19 protein-coding genes and 3 pseudogenes are annotated in these 21,465 nt (G+C 71.5%); 19 read left to right on the forward strand and 3 right to left on the reverse strand.

The features are described from left to right. Positions 1-84: 84 nt before the first annotated feature. The 5 genes and pseudogenes from IE251_RS03635 to IE251_RS03655 form a co-directional block, all read left to right on the forward strand. Positions 85-1,114 (forward strand): annotated as a pseudogene (locus IE251_RS03635) (hypothetical protein); the annotation flags it as partial. 210 nt (positions 1,115-1,324) lie between these two features. Continuing rightward, positions 1,325-1,810, forward strand: a complete 486-nt coding sequence (locus IE251_RS03640) for a hypothetical protein (RefSeq protein ID WP_189751447.1) — start codon at positions 1,325-1,327, stop codon at positions 1,808-1,810. A 275-nt stretch (positions 1,811-2,085) separates the two neighbouring features. Continuing rightward, positions 2,086-2,871 (forward strand): SAM-dependent methyltransferase, encoded by a 786-nt coding sequence (locus tag IE251_RS03645; RefSeq protein WP_189751448.1) that lies wholly within the window; start codon positions 2,086-2,088, stop codon positions 2,869-2,871. Then, positions 2,872-3,183 (forward strand): hypothetical protein, encoded by a 312-nt coding sequence (locus IE251_RS03650; protein ID WP_189751449.1) that lies wholly within the window; start codon positions 2,872-2,874, stop codon positions 3,181-3,183. It begins immediately after the preceding gene. A gap of 23 nt (positions 3,184-3,206) precedes the next feature. After that, a complete protein-coding gene (locus IE251_RS03655) occupies positions 3,207-3,563 on the forward strand; it encodes a hypothetical protein (RefSeq protein WP_189751450.1) in 357 nt (118 codons plus the stop codon). A gap of 130 nt (positions 3,564-3,693) precedes the next feature. On the opposite strand, the gene IE251_RS03660 is transcribed toward IE251_RS03655, so the two are convergent. Beyond that, the gene (locus tag IE251_RS03660) at positions 3,694-3,975 is read right to left on the reverse strand and encodes a hypothetical protein (RefSeq protein ID WP_189751451.1); all 282 of its coding nucleotides are present in this window, start codon (positions 3,973-3,975) and stop codon (positions 3,694-3,696) included. A 267-nt stretch (positions 3,976-4,242) separates the two neighbouring features. Between IE251_RS03660 and IE251_RS03665 the strand changes: the two genes are divergently transcribed. The 4 genes and pseudogenes from IE251_RS03665 to IE251_RS03680 all read left to right on the forward strand — a co-directional run. After that, on the forward strand, positions 4,243-5,046 hold the full coding sequence (locus IE251_RS03665; RefSeq protein WP_189751452.1) for a helix-turn-helix domain-containing protein: 804 nt from the start codon (positions 4,243-4,245) through the stop codon (positions 5,044-5,046). A gap of 501 nt (positions 5,047-5,547) precedes the next feature. After that, positions 5,548-6,252 carry a B3/B4 domain-containing protein gene (locus IE251_RS03670; RefSeq protein ID WP_229896566.1) on the forward strand — a complete coding sequence of 235 codons (705 nt, stop codon included), beginning with the start codon at positions 5,548-5,550 and terminating at the stop codon, positions 6,250-6,252. Between the two features lie 36 nt (positions 6,253-6,288). Then, a pseudogene (locus IE251_RS03675) lies at positions 6,289-6,609 on the forward strand (GntR family transcriptional regulator); the annotation flags it as partial. A gap of 729 nt (positions 6,610-7,338) precedes the next feature. After that, positions 7,339-8,481: pseudogene (locus IE251_RS03680) on the forward strand (aminotransferase-like domain-containing protein); the annotation flags it as partial. Positions 8,482-8,634: 153 nt separating this feature from the next. On the opposite strand, the gene IE251_RS03685 reads toward IE251_RS03680, so the two are convergent. Beyond that, the gene (locus IE251_RS03685; protein ID WP_189751453.1) at positions 8,635-9,078 is read right to left on the reverse strand and encodes a MarR family winged helix-turn-helix transcriptional regulator; all 444 of its coding nucleotides are present in this window, start codon (positions 9,076-9,078) and stop codon (positions 8,635-8,637) included. Positions 9,079-9,312: 234 nt separating this feature from the next. On the opposite strand from IE251_RS03685, the gene IE251_RS03690 reads away from it, so the two are divergent. From IE251_RS03690 to IE251_RS03700, 3 genes are all read left to right on the forward strand, one after another. Next, the gene (locus tag IE251_RS03690) at positions 9,313-10,050 is read left to right on the forward strand and encodes an acetoacetate decarboxylase (RefSeq protein ID WP_189751454.1); all 738 of its coding nucleotides are present in this window, start codon (positions 9,313-9,315) and stop codon (positions 10,048-10,050) included. A gap of 68 nt (positions 10,051-10,118) precedes the next feature. Then, on the forward strand, positions 10,119-11,072 hold the full coding sequence (locus IE251_RS03695) for a 3-hydroxyacyl-CoA dehydrogenase NAD-binding domain-containing protein (RefSeq protein ID WP_189751455.1): 954 nt from the start codon (positions 10,119-10,121) through the stop codon (positions 11,070-11,072). A 29-nt stretch (positions 11,073-11,101) separates the two neighbouring features. Further along, entirely contained in the window at positions 11,102-12,634 is a 1,533-nt protein-coding gene (locus tag IE251_RS03700) for a CoA transferase (RefSeq protein WP_189751456.1), read from the forward strand. A gap of 554 nt (positions 12,635-13,188) precedes the next feature. Here IE251_RS03700 and IE251_RS03705 read toward each other — a convergent pair. After that, a complete protein-coding gene (locus tag IE251_RS03705) occupies positions 13,189-14,142 on the reverse strand; it encodes a LysR family transcriptional regulator (RefSeq protein WP_189751457.1) in 954 nt (317 codons plus the stop codon). 143 nt (positions 14,143-14,285) lie between these two features. On the opposite strand from IE251_RS03705, the gene IE251_RS41980 reads away from it, so the two are divergent. The 7 genes from IE251_RS41980 to IE251_RS03735 all read left to right on the forward strand — a co-directional run bounded on the left by IE251_RS41980 (position 14,286) and on the right by IE251_RS03735 (position 21,432). Beyond that, positions 14,286-14,363 carry a putative leader peptide gene (locus IE251_RS41980; protein ID WP_351520955.1) on the forward strand — a complete coding sequence of 26 codons (78 nt, stop codon included), beginning with the start codon at positions 14,286-14,288 and terminating at the stop codon, positions 14,361-14,363. Positions 14,364-14,552: 189 nt separating this feature from the next. Continuing rightward, the gene (gene sfnG, locus IE251_RS03710) at positions 14,553-15,674 is read left to right on the forward strand and encodes a dimethylsulfone monooxygenase SfnG (RefSeq protein WP_189751458.1); all 1,122 of its coding nucleotides are present in this window, start codon (positions 14,553-14,555) and stop codon (positions 15,672-15,674) included. Between the two features lie 44 nt (positions 15,675-15,718). Beyond that, the gene (locus IE251_RS03715; protein WP_189751459.1) at positions 15,719-16,936 is read left to right on the forward strand and encodes an acyl-CoA dehydrogenase family protein; all 1,218 of its coding nucleotides are present in this window, start codon (positions 15,719-15,721) and stop codon (positions 16,934-16,936) included. A 60-nt stretch (positions 16,937-16,996) separates the two neighbouring features. Next, on the forward strand, positions 16,997-17,551 hold the full coding sequence (gene ssuE, locus IE251_RS03720; protein ID WP_189751460.1) for an NADPH-dependent FMN reductase: 555 nt from the start codon (positions 16,997-16,999) through the stop codon (positions 17,549-17,551). Between the two features lie 5 nt (positions 17,552-17,556). Further along, complete coding sequence (locus tag IE251_RS03725; RefSeq protein ID WP_189751461.1) at positions 17,557-18,741, forward strand: SfnB family sulfur acquisition oxidoreductase; 1,185 nt, start codon at positions 17,557-17,559, stop codon at positions 18,739-18,741. A 148-nt stretch (positions 18,742-18,889) separates the two neighbouring features. Next, entirely contained in the window at positions 18,890-20,041 is a 1,152-nt protein-coding gene (locus IE251_RS03730; protein WP_189751462.1) for an LLM class flavin-dependent oxidoreductase, read from the forward strand. Continuing rightward, a complete protein-coding gene (locus IE251_RS03735; RefSeq protein ID WP_189751463.1) occupies positions 20,038-21,432 on the forward strand; it encodes an MFS transporter in 1,395 nt (464 codons plus the stop codon). The genes IE251_RS03730 and IE251_RS03735 overlap by 4 nt, the downstream gene beginning before the upstream one ends. Positions 21,433-21,465: the final 33 nt, after the last annotated feature.

Genomic DNA, 21,465 nt, shown 5'->3' on the forward strand with positions numbered 1-21,465 from the left:
GTCCCTCACACCCGATGCCCGGTGTGTCCGGGGGCCGGTGAGGCCGGGGGCGGACACGGCCGGCGCGGAAACTCCGATGCGCCGATGTCCGTCGGCTTCAAACTCTCGGCTCAACTGCTGGAGCGGCTCTCCGGTATGTCCGAGTCCGCCGTCGTGCACACCGCCAAGCGGGTGTTGCGCACCGTGAGCGAGATGGTGGGAGACCACGTCCGGCACAACGCGTACTTCATCGACTTCCCGGCGAACGTGCCGGACACCGAGGAATTCCGGACTCGGTGCCTGGTGGCGGCCCTCGGCGACGAACGGTCGCGCGAGAACGTACGGGAGACAACTGGCGGACGGGACGCCGGACTTGCTCAGCCTGTCCGCCTACGGCCGCTACGAGCACACCTACGAGGCAATGCTCGCGGCGCAGGACGAACTGGTCGCCCCGGCGGGCGACCGGCTGACCGTTCTGCGCCTCGGGCCCGACCTGGACGGCGAACTCACCGACCTGTAGCTGGCTTTGGCGGGCAGTCCGACGCCACTGGCCGAGGAGCACCTGAGCGACCTCGAGAGCCTCGCCGAGCGGTGTGCTTCCGGCCCTCAGCCAGAGTCGAACCCGGTCCGGGAGAACCGGGCGGTCGTCAACGCGGCCCGTCTCACCGCCGCTGCCGACCTCCTGCTGGACACCGTCGTCGACGTGCTGCGACTGGCCTGTGCCCTCTCGGGCGGCGACGTGACGCTGCGGGAACCGACCCGGTTCCGCGCCCTGCTCACGGGCCTTGACGCGGCAGTCACCGCGAACCCCGCCCAGCCGGCCGACGTACCCGCCTACCGCGAGCAGTTCAAGCGGCTGGGCAGGCGTCTGCACCCGCACGAGTACCCGCGCAGGCCGCACACGGCCGAGGTGTTCACCGTGGCGCCGGGCGACAAGGGGGCGCGCTCCTTCGACAGCCGTGCCGGGCAACTGCTCGCCGCGTCCGACGTCATGGGTGCCGTGCGTCTGCTGTCGTCCGCGCCCGGCAGGCTGTTCCCGGCGCTGGACCTCCTGCTGCGGGTCGCCGGCGGCCAGGACGAGCGTGACGCTGTGGTGGACGCCGCGGCTGGGTCACTCCCGGCATGCGGCCCCCGGTCCCGGACGAGCCCGTCACCGTGAAAGAGCTTTCTTCACCCTTCCTCGACTGAATAAGCCTTTTCGCTTTCCTCGCCTACACGTCCGAGCAGGGACACGCGGATCGGCCTTCAGGGCCATGATCCTCCCGTCACGACACACACCCCGCCCAGGCGACGGCGAAGTACCATCCGTGCTCTCGGCAGCAAAATCCGACAGAAGGCGCACAACATGCCCAGAGCAAGCCGACCCGACATCAAAGAATGGGCTGAGCAGGCACACCGGACCACCGTCGGTGTAGCGGACATGCTGGGAGTGCCCACCGAGGCTTATGCCCGTGACCCCATGAGTCTCATCCCGGCCCTTCAGGACTGGATCTCGCGGGCGCCACTCGATGAATTCGGGCACCCCGACTGGCTGGCGCTGCACGAGGACCTGCTGTGCTGCCTCGCCGACTTCCTGATTCGGCGGCACGGCGCACATTGGCAGGTGGCACGCGACTCCGCCACATCCAGCGGATACCGTTACGTCATCGAGGCCACGGGAGTCGATGGACGGACGCACCGGCTCGACCCGGCCGGGATCGTCAGGAGGGAACTCGCCGCCCTCCCGATCGGCATCGCACGCATGCTGGCTACCGCAGAATACGAACTACGCCTCACCCCACAGCCGGTCGAGGACGCACAGGTTCCCACTCCTTCAAGGGTGGCCCGCTGACAACCGGCAGCTGTGCGGCGCCCTCGTGGCACGGCCGCGGTCCGGAGCACCCGGCGAACCGTGCGGCGAGGAGCTGTCGAGGCCGACTCGGTGCCCGAGTCACACACCACGCAACTAAGCTGACTAGTCTGTGGTGTTGGCAAGACGCACTCTGCAACCTGCATAGTGAGGGCTGCAGTCTGTGAGTCATGGGGGTGCCGTGGCACACTTCAGCACGCTGCCGCCGGCAGACCCCGAAGTCACCATTCCACTTACGAAGGACACGCGGAATAGCGATGACATCAAAGCCCATTGACACCAGTCGGCCCCACCCGGCGCGCATGTATGACTACTACCTTGGCGGCAAGGACAGTTACCCGGTCGACGAGGAGGCCGCGGAGAGGGTCATATCGTTCCTGCCGGCCATCAGGACCGCCGCCCGCACCAACAGGAGCTTCATGAACCGAGCCGCGCGACTGTTGGCTGAACGAGGCGTGACGCAGTTCCTCGACATCGGAACCGGCATCCCGACCGAGCCCAACCTTCACCAGGTCGTACAAGCGGTCAATCCGCGAGCGCGTGTGGTGTACGTCGACAACGACCCCATCGTTCTCCGTCATGCGGAGGCGCTCCTCCGGAGCACGCCCGAGGGGGCGACGAAGTACATCGAGGCGGACGTCCGCGAGCCCGAGAAGATCGTCGAAAACGCCAAGGAGATCCTCGACTTCGAGGAACCCGTCGCTCTCTCGCTCGTTGCCCTCCTGCATTTCGTCTCCGACGAGTACCGTCCCTACGAACTCGTCAACAACCTCTTGGCCCCGCTCTCCTCCGGCAGCTTCCTCATGCTCTCGCATGTGACGGGAGACTTCGACCCTGCCGGGTGGGCCAAGGCCGTCGACATCTACCGGAAGAGCGGAGTGCCCGCGCAAGTACGCTCACGAGACGAAGTCGCCCGGTTCTTCACGGGCCTTGACCTGATCGAACCGGGTGTACAGGTCGTCACCAACTGGCATCCGGAGCCCGACCAGGAGTTCGCCGACGAGCAGGTGCCCCTCTACGTCGGCGTGGCGCAGAAACCGTAAGTGTCCGATGGCGTAGCTGTTTTCACCGTCTTCGAGCGGCAGGCGAGTGGCGGCCGTCTGCGGCTGGAAGTGGCCACTCGGTCGGGTGTCCCGGCGACCGTATCCGTCCGGGACGCCGACCGGGGCCGCATCAGCATCCACAGCTCCTACGGTCAGCCGATCCGCTTCGCCGGCCATCCACTGCCGGCCACCGTCGAGGCGCTGCACAGCATCGGCCGCGTTCCGCGCGAGCTGATCCCCGACGCCGGGCCGGTGCCGTGCCGCAGGGACGCCGACGGCACGGTCTGGCTGACCTTGCCCGAGGCGTGGTAGAAGCCCTGGTGCCACTGCGGGTCGTGGATGCCGCCGCCGGAGACTGCGTGCGTGGGTCGTGGAGCGACAGCACACCATGGGCCAGTGCGAACAGCATGAACCAGCCGTCGCGGAACGGCGACCACACCGCCGGTTCCGGCTGCTCGGCCACGGCAGGTGCCGACCCGGGCCGTACGGGCGCGCCCGGCAGCGAGGTTCCGGTGACGGCGCGGTTCACCGCGATCCGCACGGTCGGCGCGGTCACCAGAAACGAAAGCCCGTTGCCCAGGAACAGGGCGGTGAACGCCGCCCGGCTGTCGGCGGCGAACATGGCGGCGAACACCCCGCAGGATTCTGACGGTGAACCCGATCCCCTCTGTGGCCTGAGCGGATCGTCGTGATCGTGGCCGTGCCCGCCATCCACCGGCGGGCGGGCCGGTGAAGGCGGGTGGCCGAGCTGGTCAGCGGTCGCCGGCCGTCGGTGGCCTCCCCCCCCCCGTGCGTGTGGAGGCCACCGGCAGCGTCACGTTGTCAGCGGTTGGTCCACAGGTTCCACTTCCAGGGCCACATGTTGCCCTCGGCGCACTGGTAGCGGTCCCAGTGCCCACGGTCGATGCCCTGCTGGCCCGCCGTCTGGCAGCCGCTCAAGGTCATGTACTTGCCGCGGTGGATGTCGAGGCTGTCGGCTGCCTGGACAGCGGCCACCCGGTGGGACGCCGTGCCGGGGGCCGCGACGGCGGGAGCCGCGGACGCCAGACCGAGACCGGTCACCGCGATGGCCGCGAAGGCGGACAGTGTGGTGCGCACACGCATGATGAACATCCTTTCGGTTGGGGTGTGAAGTCGGTCCGTGCGGCATCCGCCGGCACGGCCCCGTCCACCGGCACGCTCACCCTCGGGGGTGATCCGCTGAGCCGGTATGCCGAGTTTGCGCAGGAAGCTGCACCTTCACAACCAGATCCCGTTTGCTTCACCGATGTCGGGATAAATAAAGTCCTGACCTGCTGGGACATGCCTGTCCCGGGACAAGGGTCAGTCGGTGGGACGCTGTTGCCCCGCCCTTCAGGAAGGCCCCGATCGATGACCGGCCGACAAACAGACCGGGGTGCGGCAGCACGGAGGCTGGGGGACGCGCTGCGGACCCTCCAGCAGCAGTCGGGGCGTACGCTCCGCAGCCTGGAGGCGCAGGTCCGTATCAGCGACTCGTCGCTCTCCCGTTACTTCCGCGGCGAAACCGTGCCGGTCTGGGGCGTGGTGAGGGACCTGTGCCGGGCATTGGGCGCGGACCCGGCCGAGTACCGCGCGCTGTGGGAGGCGGCCGACCGGAACCGGCCCGACGTGCCGGCCGTCACCGACACCGCCGGTGCTGCCGGTGCTGCCGGTCCGTCTTCCCGTTCCCGTCCTGCCTGGTGGCGTCGGCTGCGTGGAGCCCTGTCCAGCCGCGGGGGCATCGCCGCGGCCGCTGCCGCCGGGGGTGCGCTCGTAGCGGCACTGCTGTTCGCGCTGCCCCTGCGAGGTGCCTCCGATGCGGCGCGGAGCGCCGAGGGAAGCCCGAGCGAAAGCGGCAACGCCGGTGTTCTCGTCCACAACGTCGAGAAGAAATGCCAGGAACCCCGTACGCACGAATGCGCGCTGTCCCTCGCCTACAACCCCTACCGCCCGTACGTGACCTCCAACTCCGCCGACCGTGTCTGGCACCACGACCTGCTCCAGGCACGCTGCACCATCGCCAACGGCGTCACCGTCACCGACGAGAACCACCAACACACCAGCATCTGGATCCAGGTCACGCGGCACGGAAAGCACCTGTGGCTTCCCGGAATCCGTGTCCGCCCGAACGACCTGAACCAGCTCACCACCATCCTGCCCACCTGCTCTCCCTGAAGGTTGACCCGTGAGTGACCTCGGGTCTGCGGACTGACCTGCTTGACTGCCGGTCAGCCGACGAGGGTGAGGGATCAGTCCTTCCGCCGAAGGACGGCTTCCGCCGGGTCGTGGTGTCCTCGCCGGCCAAGAAGGTGATGTTGATCCGGGTGCCCGGCGGGATGCCGTCCCGCGCGCCTCCTCCGGCCGGGGCACGTCCTTGTCGGTCATCTTCAGGGAGAACGGTCGTTTTTAGGGAGAGGTCGTCCGGCAGAGCGGGGTTCATCGCGGGTCTCGGCTTTCGTACGGCTGTCCCGGGCCCGGCCGAAGTTGTGACGCCGTGGGCCGGGGCCGGTGGGCAGGGCATGCGCCGCCGGTCGCGTGCCGGGTTATGGACCTGTGCGCCGGACCTTGTTTGGTCCTGGTCGCCGGGCCAACGGCGGGGCAGGGTGGGGTCCGACGATCATCCGAGGAGGTCCCGTTGAGTGTTCCGTCCGATCCCGGCGTGCGAGCGGTGGTGGCGTGACCGTGCGATTCCGGCATGCCGACGCGGTAAGGGCCGCGTATCCCGAACTGTCCGCCGGCGCGCTGTACGCCGCCGGCGTCGGTGCCCCGGCCGACACCGGTCCGGCCGCCGCCGTGTACACCGCGCGGGCCGTGGCGCGGCTGGCCGGCGCCGCCGAGGGTGAGTTCCCCGAGGTGCTGGCCTGGCGGCGGGCCTTCAGCCGGATGGGGGTGAAGCCGACTCAGGTGCGGTCGGCCTCGGAGTCGTTGCTGCGCCGGCTGCGGAAAGAAGGCCAGCTGCCGCGCATCCATCCGCTGGTGGACCTGTGCAACGCGGTCTCGGTGGCGTACGCGGTGCCGGTCGCGGTGCTCGACGTCGACCGGATCAGCGGGCCGCTGCTGGAGGTCCGGCCGGCTCACGGCGACGAGACGTACACACGTTTCGGCGGCGGGGACGAGTGTCCCGCGCCCGGCGAGGTGACCTTCGTCGACTCGGCGGACCGGGCCCATGCCCGCCGCTGGACCCACCGGCAGAGCGGCCACTCGGCGGTCGGCGCGGGGAGCGGGCGGGTGCTGGTGGTGACGGAGGCGATGCACGACGGCGGCGCGGACACCGTGGCGGAGGTGCTGAAGACGATCGAGGAGGAGGTGGCGTCGCACTGGACGGCCACCACGACGACGGCCGTCCTCACGCCGGACGCCCCGGAGTTCGTCTTCGGCTGACCGCCGCCGTCGGGGCGGGCCGGGGCGCGTGGCAGCATGAGCGGCGTGGACGAGGGGCGGGACACGGTGAACGGGGCGGCACGCGGATCCGACTTCCTCCAGCTGGCTGTCGCCGACGTGCCCGCCGGAGGCAAGGCGGAGTGGCTGGCCGGGCGGCTGCGGGCGGCGATAGCGGACGGCCGGCTCCCGGTGGGTGGCCGGCTGCCGCCGACCCGGGTGCTCGCGGCCGAACTGCGGGTGTCCCGGGGCGTGGTCACCGAGGCGTACCGGCGCCTCGCCGAGGACGGCCAGGTGACGGGCCGCCGCCGCGCCGGCACGATCGTCGTCGCCGCCCCGTTCGCCAACACTGCAACGCCGGGTCCGGGGGCCGGGTTCGGCCTGGGGGATGCCGGTGGGCATGCCGACGGGCTGAAGGCGTGGGGTACCGACGGGCCGGGAGTAGGCGACGCCGGTCGGCACGCCGACGGCCTCGACGTGGGCAGCGCCGGAGGGGACGCCAACGCACTGGGCACGGGAGGCGCGGACGGGCCGCGGGCGCAGAACGCCGAAAGGCATGCCGAAGGGTCGGGCGCAGGTGACGCCGGCGGGTCGACGGTGGATGCCGTCGGAGGGCACCCCGACCCGCGGGGCACGAGTGGCGCCGACAGGCTCGGGAACGACGTCACGCGCGGCGACCGGCCCGGCGGGGCCGCGGACCGATGCCCGGCCGGGCCGATCCACGACACACCCGCGCGTCAAGGCCCGGCGCCCGTCGGCGGTGTACCCGCGTGCCCAGGGCCGCCCGGACCGTTCTGCGACGCATCCGAGCGTCAAGGCCCGGCGCCCGTCGACGGTGTACTCGCGCGCCCAGGGCCGCCTGGACCGTTCCACGGCACACCCGAGCATCAAGGCCCCGCCGGGCCCAACCGCGACACACCCGGGTACCAGAGTTCGGCCAGGTCTGTTCACGGTGCACCCGGGCACCGGAACCCCGCCGAGCCAATCCACGGCGCATCCGTACACCGAAGCTCCGCCAGCCCGTCCCACGGCGCATCCGCACACCGAAGCCTCGCCAGCCCGTCCCACGACACACCCGCCGCCCCCGACCCGGCCGGGCTGTTCGGTGGGGTGCCCGGGGCCGGCGTTTTCGACGCGTTGCGGGCCGCCCCGGCCGTCGTCGACTTCACGCCCGGACGGCCCGATCTCACCGTCTTTCCGCGGGCGGCCTGGCTGCGGGCCGAGCGCGCGGTACTCGCCGAGTCGGCCGCCGACCACCTGGGCTACGGCGATCCGCGCGGCGCGCCCCGGCTGCGGCGCGCCGTAGCCGACTGGCTGGCGCGGATGCGCGGCGTACGGGTGGACCCGGAGTCCGTGCTGATCGTCGCGGGCACCGCGCAGGCGCTCACCCTGCTGCACCCGGTGCTGCGGGCGGACGGCGTCGACGCGGTCGCGGTGGAGGACCCCGGCTCGCTCGGGGCCCGCCAGCACCTGGCGAACGGCGGTCTGGCGACCCCGCCGGTGCCGGTCGACGAGGACGGCGTACGGGTCGACGCGCTGTGGGCGACCGGTGCCCGGGCCGTCCTGCTCACACCCGCCCACCAGTTCCCCACCGGCGTGGTCACCAGCGGTGAACGCCGGCGCCAACTGCTGGAGTGGGCGCGGGCGGGCGGGCTGATCCTGGAGGACGACTACGACGCCGAGCACCGCTACGACCGGCCCCCGGTCCCCGCCCTGCGAGCCCTGCTGGCCGATCGGGTCTGCTATCTGGGCAGCGCCTCGAAGCTGCTCGCGCCGGCGCTGAGGATCGGCTGGCTGGTGGCACCGGCCCGGTACCGCTCCGCGCTGGTGGACGCCAAGCGCTTCAACGACCTGGGCAACGCTGTGCTGCCGCAGCTGGTGCTCGCCCGGCTGATGGAGTCCGGGGAACTGGAGCGGCACCTCAGGCTGGCGCGCGGGCGTCACCGCAGACGGCGCGACGCGATGATCACCGCGCTGGCCGGGCAGTTGCCGGGCGCGGTGGTGCACGGCGCGGCGGCGGGTCTGCACCTCACGGTCACGTACCCCGGGAACGTGCCGGACACCGAGTTCGCGGCGGCGGCGCTGGCGCACGGCGTGAAGTGCCACCCGCTGTCCTGGCACCGTCAGTCCTCCGGGCCGCCCGGTCTGGTCCTGGGCTACGCGTCCGGCTCGCCCGGTGTCATCGCCGACGGAGTGGCACGGCTCGGCAGGGCCCTGCGTTCACTGAGCTGACCGGCCGGCCCCTACGGACCCGGTGCCCCCGCGGGTTCCCGGCCGGATGCCTTCCACGTCAGATGCCCCACGCCCGCCAGGGTCCCTCGTCAGACGACCCCCGTCAGGTTCCTCGGCAAGGCCCGCCAAGCGCCCCCCATCAGACGTCCCCCGTCAAGCGTCACCGGCCACGGCGGACGCGGCGGCGTTGTAGCGGGCCAGCAGGGCGCGCAGGGCCCCGACCTCCTCCGGGGACCAGCCGGCGGTGCGGGCGTCGACCTCGCGGTACATCCGGGCGTCGGCGCGGGCGAGCAGTTCCCGGCCCCGGTCGCTGGGTCGCAGCAGTTGGACACGGCGGTTGCCGGGGACGGGCTCGCGTACCAGCAGGCCGGCCCGTTCCAGGGCGGTGACCTGGCGGCTGATCGTGGACTTGTTGAGCCCGTAGAGCCCGACCAGGTCCCCCGCCCGGGCCCCGTCGCGTTCGGACAGCTCGGACAGCAGTGAATAGTCGACGAAGCTCAGGTCCGGGTGGAGCCGTTCGGCGTTGGCCCGGAAGCGCCGGGAGAGGGTCACCAGCTCCCGGACGAGTCCCGGGACCTCCGTGTCGTCGTCGGTCACGTGTGTTCGTCCTTCCCCATGGTTCCGGTACGCATGATCACATAGACCCGTCGAGGTTGCGTTTTGCAACACCCTCGACCCGGCGGTACGGTGGATTCAGTTGCCATTTACAACTCACTGATCGTGCGGCCCCGTCCGACCCTCTCCAGGGGCAGTCGGACGAGATGTTTGCCGCACTTGGGCCCCTTATGCTCCGGATAGTCCGGAAGGGGCCAGGAGAGGCAGGCGAGAGTCATGCGAGCCGAGGACGTCGTCCGTGCACCGTCGACACCGCTGGATGCCCCGGCCTTCCCCGCGGGCCCGTACCGGTTCACCGACCGCGAGTACCTGAACATCACCTACCGGACGGAACCCGAGGCCCTGCGCAGGGTGGTGCCGGAGCCGCTGCGGGTGGCCGAGCCGCTGGTCCGCTTCGAGGTCATGCGGATGCCCGATGTCACCGGACTGGGCGACTACACCGAGGCCGGCCAGCTCGCCGTCGTCGAGTACGAGGGCGAGGCGGGCGAGTACAGCATCTCGATGCATGTGGACAACTTCCCCGCCATCGCCAGCGGCCGGGAGATCGGCGCCTTCCCGAAGAAGGCCGGCCGCCCCCGGCTGTACGTCGACCAGGACACCCTGGTCGGCACCCTCGACCACGGCACGCTGCCCGTGGCCCGCGCCACGATGGGCTACAAGCACCGGCCGCTGAACACCGAGCAGGCCCGCGAGGAGCTGACCCGGCCGACGTTCATGCTCAAGAAGCTGCCGCACTACGACGGTTCGCCGCGCATCTGCGAACTCGTCCGGACGCAGATCGCCGACATCGTGGTCAAGGGCGCCTGGAGCGGTCCCGCGCGGCTCCAGCTCTTCGCCCACGCGCTGGCCCCGCTCGCCGACCTGCCGGTCCTGGAGGTCGTCTCCGCCGCGCACGTCCTGACCGACCTGACCCTGGGCCGCGCCCGGGTCGTCCACGACTACCTCGCCCGCTGACCGCTCCCGCGAGCCGGAGCCGGAGAAACCGGCCCGGAGCAAGAGAAACCGAGAGGAGAAGGGCGCGCATGTCAGATCACGACAGCATCGCCGGAATCCGCACCGCCACCGTCGTCGGGGGAGGAGTGATCGGCGCCTCCTGGGCGGCGTTGTTCCTGGCCCGCGGGCTGTCCGTCACGGTCAGCGATCCCCAGCCCGGTATCGAGGAGGCCGTGCGCGGGCACATCGCGCAGGCCGCGCCCGCGCTCGGCGCGCTGGGGCTGGACACCTCGGACCTCACCGCACGGCTGGCCTTCGTACCGGACCTGGCGGACGCGGTGCGCGCGGCGGACCTGGTGCAGGAGAACGGCCCGGAGCGGCTGGAGGTCAAGCACCGGATGTGGCGTGTCATCGAGGAGAACGCCCCCGCCGGCGCCCTGTTCGCCACCTCCACGTCCGGCATCCCCGCCACCGAGATCGCCACCGCCCTGAAGGACCCGGGACGGCTGGTCGTAGGACACCCGTTCAACCCGCCGCACCTGGTGCCGCTGGTGGAGGTCGTGCCCGGCGAGCGGACCTCGCCCGAGACCACCGAACGCGCCCGCGCCTTCTACCAGGCCCTGGGCAAGCGTCCGCAGGTGCTGCGCAAGGAGGTGCCGGGGTTCGTCGCGAACCGGCTCCAGTCGGCGATCTTCCGGGAGTGCGTGTACCTGGTGAGCGAGGGGGTGGTCACCATGCGGGAGCTGGACGACATCGTCACCTCCTCCCTCGGGCAGCGCTGGGCCGTCGCCGGCCCCTTCCGCTCGTTCCACCTCGGCGGCGGCGAGGGCGGGCTGCCCCACTTCATGAGCCACCTCGGGGCCGGCATGGAGCGCCGCTGGGCCGACATGGCCGAGGAGCAGGTCGCGTTCGACGAGCGCACCCGGCGGCTGCTGACCGAGCAGGTGAAGGAATTCGGCGGCTCTGTCGCCGACCTCGCCGCCGAACGCGACCGCCGGCAGATCGCCGTCATGCGCGCCCTCGGCGAGGGCTACGACGGCTGACCCGACCCACACCCGCACAGAGGCTGGACATGAGCACCGAAGAAATCACCGCACGCATCCGGAAGGCCCTCGCCCACCCCCTCACCCACGAGGACGACGGCTTCGACATCCACGAGGCCCTGCGCGAGGTGCTGGCCCCGGCCGGTCTGCGCCCCGAGGACAGCGGCGGAAGGATCACGTTCATCGGCAGCGACCCGGTCGTGCCGAGCATCATGCGCCTGGGCGCCGTCCCCGCCCTGGGGATGACGGCCAAGTCGGCCGCGCTGGCCGCCCTGTGGCGCCGGCGCGGCGGCGAGGGCCAGGACATCACCATGGACCTGCGCAAGGCCCCGCACCGGCTGTGCCCCTTCTACGACAAGAAGTGGGAGCTGCTCAACGGCTACCCCGGCGGCACCCCCTCGGATCCCGTCAACCCACTCGGGTTCGACTTCTACCGGACCCGCGACGGGCGCTGGGTGATGCCGCTCAACCCCTACCCGAAGATCAAGAACGCCGTCTACAAGCTGCTGCGCACCTGGCCCGAGAAGCAGGCCGTCGCCGACGCCATCGCCCGATGGGACGCCGCCGACCTGGAACGGGCCGGTGACGAGATCGGCGTGGTGATGCCGATGCTGCGCACCACGGAGGAGTTCCTGCGGGAACCGGCGTACGAGTACATCGCCCGGGAACCGCTCATCAGGATCGAGAAGATCGGCGACAGCGAGCCCGAGCCCCTGAGCGCCGGCGCCGACCAGCCGCTGTCCGGCGTGCGCGCCCTCGGCATGGGCCACATCATCGCCGGTGCCGGCGTCGGCCGGGACCTGGCCCAGCACGGCGCCGACGTGCTCAACATCTGGCGGCCCAACGAACTGGAGCACGACTCGACGTACAACAGCGCCAACGTCGGCGTACGTTCGGCCACCATCGATCCCTACGGCGCCGACGGCCGGGCGAGGATCCGTCAACTGCTGCGCGACGCCGACGTGTTCTACGCCAACCGCCGCCCCGGTTACCTGGAGAAGATCGGCCTGAGCGCGGAAGAGGCCGCGGCCGTCCGCCCCGGGATCATCCACTGCAGCTTCACCCTCGCCGGCGAGACCGGACCGTGGGCCCACCGGGTGGGCTTCGATCAGACCGCCGGCGCGCTCGGCGGCATCATGCTGATGGAGGGCGAGGACGGCGTCACGGCCGGCCCGACCAGCACCCCGGCCCTGCCGTACATCAGCGTCGTCAACGACTACGTCCTGTCCTGGCTGGCCACCACCGGCGCGCTCGCCGCGCTGATGCGACGCGCCGAGGAGGGCGGCAGCTACCGCGTCACCCTCAACCTCACGCGGATCGCCACCTGGATCCTCAGCCTCGGTGTCTTCGACCGGAGTTACGCCCGGGAGACCGCACTCGCCCCGGACCCGGACTCCCCGCACGCCTACCTCGACCCGGACACCTTCACCGCCGACACCCCGTGCGGCCGCTACCAGGGCGTCACCGACCAGGTGATCATGTCGAGGACCCCGGGACGTTTCCGCACCGTCCTCGTGCCACGCGGCAGCAGCGCCCCGGTCTGGCTGCCCCGGCCCAGCTGACCGGGAGGCCGGGCCGCCGGGTTCCCGGGCGAACGCCTCGTACCGGGAGGCGTCGAAGAGGACGAACCGCACCTCTTCCACGCGGCCGGGCTGGTGCGTACCGCCTCCACCGGGCCGAGTCCAGTACCGGCCAGCGGTGGACACCGGTGGAGTCGGCGGCCAACGCGTCCGTGCGGGCGCGGACTTCACCAGCGACGACCGGTTCGCGGGCGGCCTGGTGGACGTCTCTCCGCGCCCCGGAACAGGTGGTCGTGAGTCCGCAGGGTGCGTCCCGCTGCGGGGTTGCCGGAAGAGGGGCTTGCACTCGCGGCTCCGAGACGGCGGCGGATGGCCGTTACAGGCCACGCGGAAGCGAGGCGCAGCGCGCGTTGCGGTCGGTCCAGCCCGGCGTCGCCCCCGCACCCAACGGCGGGCCAACACCGCCGCGGACACGCCCGCCACGGGCCGGTCCCGACCCGCTGACGCGGGCGCGCAAGACATGACTGCCGGCGTGGGGCCGCGGGCTGGCCGCTTTCGGACGGTGTGGGGTGACTTCCCCCGCTCTCGCGCTGCGATCAGCGCGGTGGGGGCCCGGGCGCGGGCGGCCGGGGGCAGGCGCCAGTGAGCGTACCGCCCAGTTCCCGGGCCGTGCGCACGAACACCTCGTGCAGGTCCCGGGCCGCCTGCGGCTCCGACTCCGCCTTGCGGCGTTGCAGCATCAGCAGCACCCGGGGCGCGTCCGCGGCGACCGGCCGGTGCGTGATCAGTCCCTGCCGCTCCAGGGGATCCCCGCACACGCTGAAGTCCGGCAGCACCGTCACCCCCAGCCCCTCGGCGACCATCAGCTTGCCCATCTCCGCCCCGTCGGTCGAGTACGAGAAGGACGCCGTACGCCCGTCCAGCAGCCGGTGCACATAACGGTGCATCACATATCCGGTGCGCATCGCGATCAACGGCTCGCTGAGCAGGTCCTCCACCGTCACCACCGGGCGGGAGGCGAGCGGGCTGTCCGGCCGGACACACACCACCGGCCGGCCCCACAGCAGCTCGGTGGACTCGAAGTCGGCGGGTATGTCGTCCCCCTCCAGGTGATTGACCAGACCGAGGTCGAAACCGCCCTCCGACAGGGCCCGGTGGATGTCCGACTGCTGCGCGCCGACCACCTCGACCTGGGTGACGGGGTGGGCGGCGCGAAAGGCACGCACGGCCGGAATGAGCAGCGGTACCGTCGCCGCGTTGACCGTGCCGACGCGCACCATCCGGCTGATGCGGTGCTGCTCGCCCGCCGCGGCCCTGAGCCGGTCGACCGCCTCCAGTACACCGAGGACGTGGGGGAGCAGTTCCCTGCCCGCGGTACTCATGGTGGCCCCGGTCCGCTTGCGCTCCAGCAGGTCGACTCCGAGCTCCCGTTCCAGATTGCGCACGGTCTCGCTCAGCGCCGGCTGGGACAGGCGCAGTTCCTCGGCGGCCCGGCGCAGCGAACCGAGCCGGACGACGGCCGCTATGTACTCCAGCTGTTCCGTTCGCACACCAGCAGAGTGCGGTCTGTTCCGGGACTCGTTCAAGGGTTTTCCTGTCACACCCTCGTGAATTCCAGTGGTCCGCGATGCGAAACCGGTCGGGTTTACCTTGACGGCTTCCCCCGGCTGCTGCCAGCATCGTCGGCATGAAGATGCGACTGGACCTCACGCGGCGACGCCATGTCGACCTCGCCCGCGTTTCCAGCGCCTCCTGTTGCACCGCGGCCTGATCAGCCGATCGGCCGCCCTTCCCCCACGCCACGCCCGTCGAAGCACGGCCGCGTGCCGCGTATTCACCGCACCGCCTGGATTAGGCGTTCCGGCACGCCCCGTCGATTCGGCGTGCGGAAAACACGTCGGCGCGCGGAAAACGCGTCGGCGTGCGAAAAACACCGCACTTTCCGCAACAGGAGTTCTGCATGCCCGCACAGCCCGTGAAGTTCGCCTATTGGGTTCCCAATGTCAGCGGGGGGCTGGTCACCAGCACCATCGAGCAACGTACCGACTGGGGGTACGACTACAATCGCGAACTCGCCGTACTCGCCGAGAACAACGGCTTCGAGTACGCCCTCACCCAGGTCCGCTACATGGCGAGCTACGGCGCCGAGTACCAGCACGAGTCCACCAGTTTCAGCCTGGCCCTGCTGCTGGCCACCCAGCGCCTGAAGGTCATCGCCGCCGTCCACCCCGGACTGTGGCACCCCGGCGTCCTGGCCAAGCTCGGCGCCACCGCGGACCACCTGTCCCACGGCCGCTTCGCCGTCAACGTGGTCAGCGGCTGGTTCAAGGACGAGTTCACCGCCCTCGGCGAACCCTGGCTGGAGCACGACGAACGGTACCGGCGGGCCGAGGAGTTCATCACCGCGCTGCGCCGTCTGTGGACCGAGGACCACGCCGAACTGGCCGGTGACTTCTACCGGTTGCGCGACTTCTCCCTCAAACCCAAGCCGCTGCGTACCACCGGCCGGCCGCACCCGGAGATCTTCCAGGGCGGCAACTCCACCGCCGCCCGGGGCATGGCGGGCCGGGTGTCCGACTGGTACTTCTCCAACGGCAAGGACTTCGACGGAGTGGTCAAGCAGATCAACGACATCCGTACGTCCGCGGCCGAGGCGGGACGCACCGCGCCGAGGTTCGGGCTCAACGGCTTCCTCATCGCCCGCGACACCGAACACGAGGCCCGCGAGACCCTGCGCGAGATCGTCGCCCGGGCCGACACCGAGGCCGTCGAGGGCTTCGGCACCGCGGTCCGGCAGGCCGGCCGGTCCACCGCCGACGGCAAGGGCATGTGGCAGGACTCCTCCTTCGAGGACCTCGTGCAGTACAACGACGGCTTCCGTACGGGCCTGATCGGCACCCCCGAGCAGATCGCCGAGCGCATCGTCGCCTACAAGAAACTCGGCGTCGACCTCTTCCTGCTCGGCTTCCTGCACTACCACGAGGAGGTCGAGTACTTCGGCACGCGCGTACTGCCCCTCGTCAGGGAACTGGAAGCCCGGCTCTCCGGCGCCGAGGACGAGTCCGTCCCCGCTCACGCCTGACCCCCCCACCCTCCACACCGCACCGTGAAAGAGGTCACCCCCGCATGAGCACTGCCACGCCCACCGACTGGACCACCCGCCCCGCCCCGCGCACGGCCGCGGACTGGATCGCCCGCGCCGCCGAAGTGGCCGCCGTGCTCGCCACCGACGCCGCCGAGCGCGACCGGGCCGGTGCCACCCCGTACGCCGAGGTGCGACTGCTGAAGGACTCCGGCCTGGTCACCCTGCTCGGCCCCGTGGAGCACGGCGGCGCGGGGCAGGACTGGCGCACGGCCTACCGGGTCGTCCGCGAGGTGGCCAAGGCCGACGGCTCCATCGGCCAGCTCCTCGGCTACCACTACCTCTGGAACTGGGCCGCCCGCCTGGTCGGCACCCGCGAACAGTGGGAGCACGTCGAGGCCGAGGCCGCCCGCAACCGCTGGTTCTTCGGCGGCGCGGTGAACCCGCGCGACAAGGACGTCATCGTCACCGAGGACGGCGACGAACTGGTCTTCACCGGCCGCAAGTCCTTCTCCACCGGCAGCAGGGTCTCCGACGTCACCGTCCTGGAAGGCGTCTTCGAGGGCACCGACCGCCACGTCTTCGCCATCGTGCCCTCCGACAGCGAGGGCCTGACCTTCCACGACGACTGGGACAACATCGGCCAGCGGCTCACCGAGAGCGGCAGCGTCACGCTCGACGGCGTCCGCACACCGTGGTCCTCGGCGGCCGGCTACGTGGACAAGCGGTTCCAGCCGCGCGTCTACAACACCCTCAACGTGCCCACCATCCAGCTCGTCTTCGTCAACCTCTACCTCGGGATCGCGGGCGGCGCCCTGGAGACGGCCGCCGCGTACACCCGTACCAAGTCCCGCTCGTGGCTGCACGGCGGCCACGAGCGCGCGGTCGACGAGCCGTACGTCATCGACACCTACGGCGACCTCACCGCGAAACTCTGGGCGGTCGAGGCGCTCGCCGACACGGTCGCCGCCGAGGGACAGCGACTGCACGACGACCCCGACGCGGTGACCGAGCAGGCCCGGGGCGACTTCGAGGTGCGGGTGGCCGCCGCCAAGGCACGCGCCACCGACGTCGCCCTGGAGATCACCAGCCGCATCTTCGAGGTCACCGGCGCCCGTTCCACGGCGAGCGCCGAGGGACTGGACCGCTTCTGGCGCAACGTCCGCACCCACACCCTGCACGACCCGGTCGCCTACAAGCGGCGTGAGGTCGGCCGCCGGATCCTGGAGGGCGAGCTGCCCGAACCCACCTGGTACTCCTGACCGCCGCACCGACGGGGCGCCCCTTGAGCGGGGCGCCCCTCCGCCCGAAAGAGAAACCCCATGGCCACCGTTCTGTCCGTCTCCGGCAGCCCCTCCGTCTCCTCCCGCACCAACCGTCTGCTGCGCCACCTGGACCAGCGGCTCCTCGCCCACGGCCACCACGTGGTCCCCCTCGACGTCCGTACGATCCCGCCCGAGGCCCTGCTCGGCGCCGACTTCCGGCACCCGGCCATCCTCGAGGTGACGGAACTGTTCGCCCGCGCCGACGGCGTCGTCGTCGGCTCACCGGTGTACAAGGCCGCGTACTCCGGGGTGCTCAAGGCGCTCCTCGACCTGCTGCCGCAGTACGCCCTGAGGGGCAAGACGGTGCTGCCGCTGGCCACCGGCGGCAGCACGGCTCACGTCCTGGCCATCGACTACGCGCTGCGCCCGGTCCTGAACTCCATGGGGGCCTCGCACATCGTCCAGGGCTGGTTCACCCTCGACCAGGACATCACGGTCCACGACGACGGCTCCCTCCGCGTCGCCCCGGCCGCCGACGAGGCACTGACCCGCGTGATCGACCACTTCTCGGCCGCACTCGGCCGGACCCCGCTCCTGGCCGCGGCGGGCTGATCACCATGACCGCCCATGTGATCGCCGACGACGCCGAAGCCCTCGCGGTCGCCGCGGAGCTGGCCGAGGAGTTCCGGGCGGGCGCCTCCCTGCGCGACGCGGAGCGCAGGCTGCCCCGACAGGAACTGGACCGGCTGTCCGCCTCCGGGCTCCTGGCCGTCACCGTGCCCGCAGGCCACGGGGGAGCGGACGTCCGCACCGGGACGCTCGCGGAGATCTTCCGCCTGCTCGGGTCGGCGGACGGCAGTATCGCCCAGATCCCGCAGAGCCACTTCGTGTACGTCAATGTCATCCGCCGCCAGGGCACGCCCGAGCAGCAGAAGTTCTTCTTCGCCGAACTGCTCGCCGGGCGTCGCCTCGGCAACGCCCAGTCGGAGGCCGGCACCAAGCACGTCCAGGACATCCGCACCCGGCTGCGGCGCCGTCCCGACGGCTCGTACCTGCTGAGCGGCGTCAAGCACTACTGCACCGGCGCCCTGTTCGCCCACTGGATCCCCGTGCTGGCCCGGGCCGAGGACGACACCCTGCACGCGGCGTACGTCCCACGGGACGCGCCCGGCCTCACGGTCGTCGACGACTGGGACGGGATGGGCCAGCGGACCACCGCCAGCGGCACGGTCCACCTCGCGGACGTCACCGTGCCCGCCGACCGGGTCCTGCCCCACCACCTGACCTTCCAGGGCCCCCAACTGCACGGCGCCTTCGCCCAGTTGCTGCACGCGGCCATCGACGCGGGCATCGCCGCGGGCGCCCTCGCCGAGGCGGCCGCGTTCGTACGGACGAAGAGCAGGCCCTGGTTCGAGAGCGGGGTCGAGTCCGCCGCCGACGACCCGCTGCTCATCCAGCGGTTCGGTGAACTCGGCCTGCGGGTCAGAGCCGCCGAGGCGCTCCTGCGGGAGGCCGCCCGCACCGTCGACGCGGCCCGCGACGACCTCACCGACGACTCCGCGGCCGCGGCGTCCATCGCGGTCGCCGCCGCGAAGGTGGTGGCGGCGCAGGCCGCAGTCGAGGTCTCGGGCGCCCTGTTCGAAGTGGCGGGCACCCGCGCGGCCCTCCGGTCACTGAACCTGCACCGGCACTGGCGCGACGCCCGCACCCATACCCTGCACGACCCGACGCGCTGGAAGGTCCAGCACATCGGTCGGTACGTCATCGACGGCACCAGACCACCGCGGCACGGCCTGCTGTAGCAGGCGAGTGCGACAGCGCCGACGACACCCTCGGGGCCCTTGACGTCCTCGGGCCCGCACGGCCACCGGGCCTCCAGCCCTCGCCCCCCCCGCACGGCACCACACCGGCATGCCCGGCAGCCGTTTTCGTACCCGTTTCGGAGTTTGTATGTCTGCCCTCACCTTCCATTGGTTCCTGCCCACGACCGGTGACAGCCGGCACGTCGTCGGCGGCGGTCACGGGTCCACGCCCGGCATCGCCGCCGGGGACCGCCCGGCCACCGTCGAATATCTCGGCCAGATCGCCCGCACCGCCGAGCAGCTCGGCTTCGTCGGGGCCCTCACCCCGACGGGCGGGTGGTGCGAGGACGCGTGGCTGACCACGGCCATGCTGACGCAGGTGACCGATCGGCTGAAGTTCCTGGTGGCCTTCCGGCCCGGGCAGATCAGCCCGACACTGTCGGCGCAGATGGCCGCGACCTACCAGCGGCAGTCGCACGGGCGGCTGCTGCTGAACGTGGTCACGGGCGGCGAATCCGCCGAACAGCGCGCGTACGGCGACTTCCTCGACAAGGACCAGCGGTACGCCCGCACCGGGGAGTTCCTCGACATCGTGCGGCGGCTGTGGGCGGGCGAGACGGTCGACCACCACGGCGAGCATCTGCGGGTCGAGGGCGCCAGGTTGAGCCGCCTGCCCGAGCCCGCACCGCCGATCTACTTCGGCGGCTCCTCACCCGCGGCCGGCGAGGTGGCGGCACGGCACACGGATGTGTACCTGACCTGGGGCGAACCGCCGCAGCAGGTGAAGGAGAAGATCGACTGGGTACGTTCGCTGGCCGCCGCGCACGGCCGGCGGGTGCGCTTCGGCATCCGGCTGCACACCATCAGCCGGGACACCTCGGCGCAGGCGTGGGCCGAGGCGGAGCGGCTGCTCAAGGCCATGGACCCCGCACACATCAGGGAGGTGCAGCGGGGCCTGGCGACCAGCGAGTCCGAGGGGCAGCGCCGGATGCGCGAGCTGCACGACAGCGGCAGTACCGACAACCTGGAGGTCTACCCGAACCTGTGGGCGGGCATCGGCCTCGTCCGCGGCGGCGCGGGCACGGCACTGGTCGGCAGCCACACCGAGGTCGCCGACCTGATCGAGACGTACCACCGCCTCGGCATCGAGGAGTTCGTGCTGTCCGGGGTACCGCACCTGGAGGAGGCGTACTGGTTCGGGGAAGGCGTTCTGCCGGTACTGGAGAAGCGCGGTCTGTGGCGGCACCCGGCGGGTCCGCGCACCGTCGAGGCGGGCATCGTCCCGTTCGCCGCCCGATGAGCCCGGCGTCCGCGTCCCCGCGGGCCCAGGCCCGCGCGCACGAGCCGGATCCCACCGATGCGCGGGGACTGAAGACGGTCGTGCTCGCCAGCCTGCTGGGCACCACCGTCGAGTGGTACGACTTCTTCCTGTACAGCACAGCCGCGGGACTGGTCTTCGGCAAACTGTTCTTCCCCACGGCCGACGGCACCGTGGGCACGATGCTGTCGTTCGCGACGTTCGCCGTGGGCTTCGTCGCCCGTCCCGTGGGCGGCCTGCTCTTCGGCCACATCGGCGACCGGATCGGCCGCAAGCACACCCTGGCCTTCACCATGGGCCTCATGGGCGTCTCCACCGCCCTCATCGGCCTGCTGCCCACCTATGAGCAGGCCGGCGTGCTCGCACCGGCGTCGCTCCTGGTGCTGCGTGTCGCCCAGGGCGTGGCACTCGGCGGGGAATGGGCCGGAGCGGTCCTGCTGGCCGTGGAGTACGGGCCCACGGGCCGCAAGGGCCGGTTCGGCAGCTACCCGCAGATCGGGCTGGCCCTCGGACTGGCGCTGGGCACAGGAGTGTTCGCGCTGCTGGACGACGTGCTCGGCGAAGCGGCGTTCCTCGACTACGGATGGCGGATCGCCTTCCTGGTCAGCCTCGTCCTCGTCGCCGTCGGACTGACCGTACGGCTGAGGATCGAGGAGACACCGGCGTTCCGTGCCGTACGGCGTCTGGGGGCACCGTCCCGGCCGGCCCCGCTGGTCGAACTGCTGCGCGAGCCCGCCGCGCGCCGGCATCTCCTGCTCGGGATGCTGGCGCGCTGGGGAGAGGGAGCCGCCTTCAACACCTGGGGCGTCTTCGCCCTCACCTACGCGACCGGGACGCTGAACCTGGACCGCACACCGGTGCTGCTCGCGGTCACGGCCGCGGCGCTCGTGATGGCCGCCCTGATACCGGTGACCGGGGCCGCCGTCGACCGCCGTGGAGCCCGCCGGGTCTACCGCGCGGGCATGGCTGCCTTCGCCGTCTCGGTCTTCCCGGCGTTCTGGCTGTTCGGCACCGGAGGAACCCCGGCCTTCGCCGCCACGCTCATCGTGACGCTGGGGATCGTGCACGCATGGTTCTACGGCGCTCAAGGCACGCTGTTCGCCGCGCTGTTCGCCACACCCGTCCGGTACACGGGCATGTCCTTCGTCTACCAGGTGTCCGGCGTCTTCGCGTCCGGCATCACTCCACTGATCATGACCGCCCTGCTGGCCTTCGGCTCGGGGAGCCCTTGGTGGGCCTGCGGCTACCTCGCGCTGACGGGGCTGGTGAGCGTGTGGGCGGCCGGCCGGCTGCGGGACCAGGACCTGCACGTGGCCACCGGACAGCCGCCCGTGACCTCCCGCGCGTCCACGGCCGCCGCCGCCCGCGGGTGAGCCGGCGCATCAGGGTGTCGGCCGGCCGAGTGA

It is taken from the genome of Streptomyces eurythermus (assembly GCF_014649115.1).
Taxonomy (GTDB): Bacteria; Actinomycetota; Actinomycetes; order Streptomycetales; family Streptomycetaceae; genus Streptomyces; species Streptomyces eurythermus.

Coding starts and splice junctions, on each gene's coding strand:
- IE251_RS03665 (WP_189751452.1), top strand. CDS start 4,243: ATGACCGGCCGACAAACAGACCGGGGTGCGGCAGCACGGAGGCTGGGG.
- IE251_RS03640 (WP_189751447.1), top strand. CDS start 1,325: ATGCCCAGAGCAAGCCGACCCGACATCAAAGAATGGGCTGAGCAGGCA.
- IE251_RS03645 (WP_189751448.1), top strand. CDS start 2,086: ATGACATCAAAGCCCATTGACACCAGTCGGCCCCACCCGGCGCGCATG.
- sfnG (WP_189751458.1), top strand. CDS start 14,553: ATGCCCGCACAGCCCGTGAAGTTCGCCTATTGGGTTCCCAATGTCAGC.
- IE251_RS03690 (WP_189751454.1), top strand. CDS start 9,313: ATGCGAGCCGAGGACGTCGTCCGTGCACCGTCGACACCGCTGGATGCC.
- IE251_RS03660 (WP_189751451.1), bottom strand. CDS start 3,975: ATGCGTGTGCGCACCACACTGTCCGCCTTCGCGGCCATCGCGGTGACC.
- IE251_RS03725 (WP_189751461.1), top strand. CDS start 17,557: ATGACCGCCCATGTGATCGCCGACGACGCCGAAGCCCTCGCGGTCGCC.
- IE251_RS03730 (WP_189751462.1), top strand. CDS start 18,890: ATGTCTGCCCTCACCTTCCATTGGTTCCTGCCCACGACCGGTGACAGC.
- IE251_RS41980 (WP_351520955.1), top strand. CDS start 14,286: ATGCGACTGGACCTCACGCGGCGACGCCATGTCGACCTCGCCCGCGTT.
- ssuE (WP_189751460.1), top strand. CDS start 16,997: ATGGCCACCGTTCTGTCCGTCTCCGGCAGCCCCTCCGTCTCCTCCCGC.
- IE251_RS03715 (WP_189751459.1), top strand. CDS start 15,719: ATGAGCACTGCCACGCCCACCGACTGGACCACCCGCCCCGCCCCGCGC.
- IE251_RS03700 (WP_189751456.1), top strand. CDS start 11,102: ATGAGCACCGAAGAAATCACCGCACGCATCCGGAAGGCCCTCGCCCAC.
- IE251_RS03695 (WP_189751455.1), top strand. CDS start 10,119: ATGTCAGATCACGACAGCATCGCCGGAATCCGCACCGCCACCGTCGTC.
- IE251_RS03735 (WP_189751463.1), top strand. CDS start 20,038: ATGAGCCCGGCGTCCGCGTCCCCGCGGGCCCAGGCCCGCGCGCACGAG.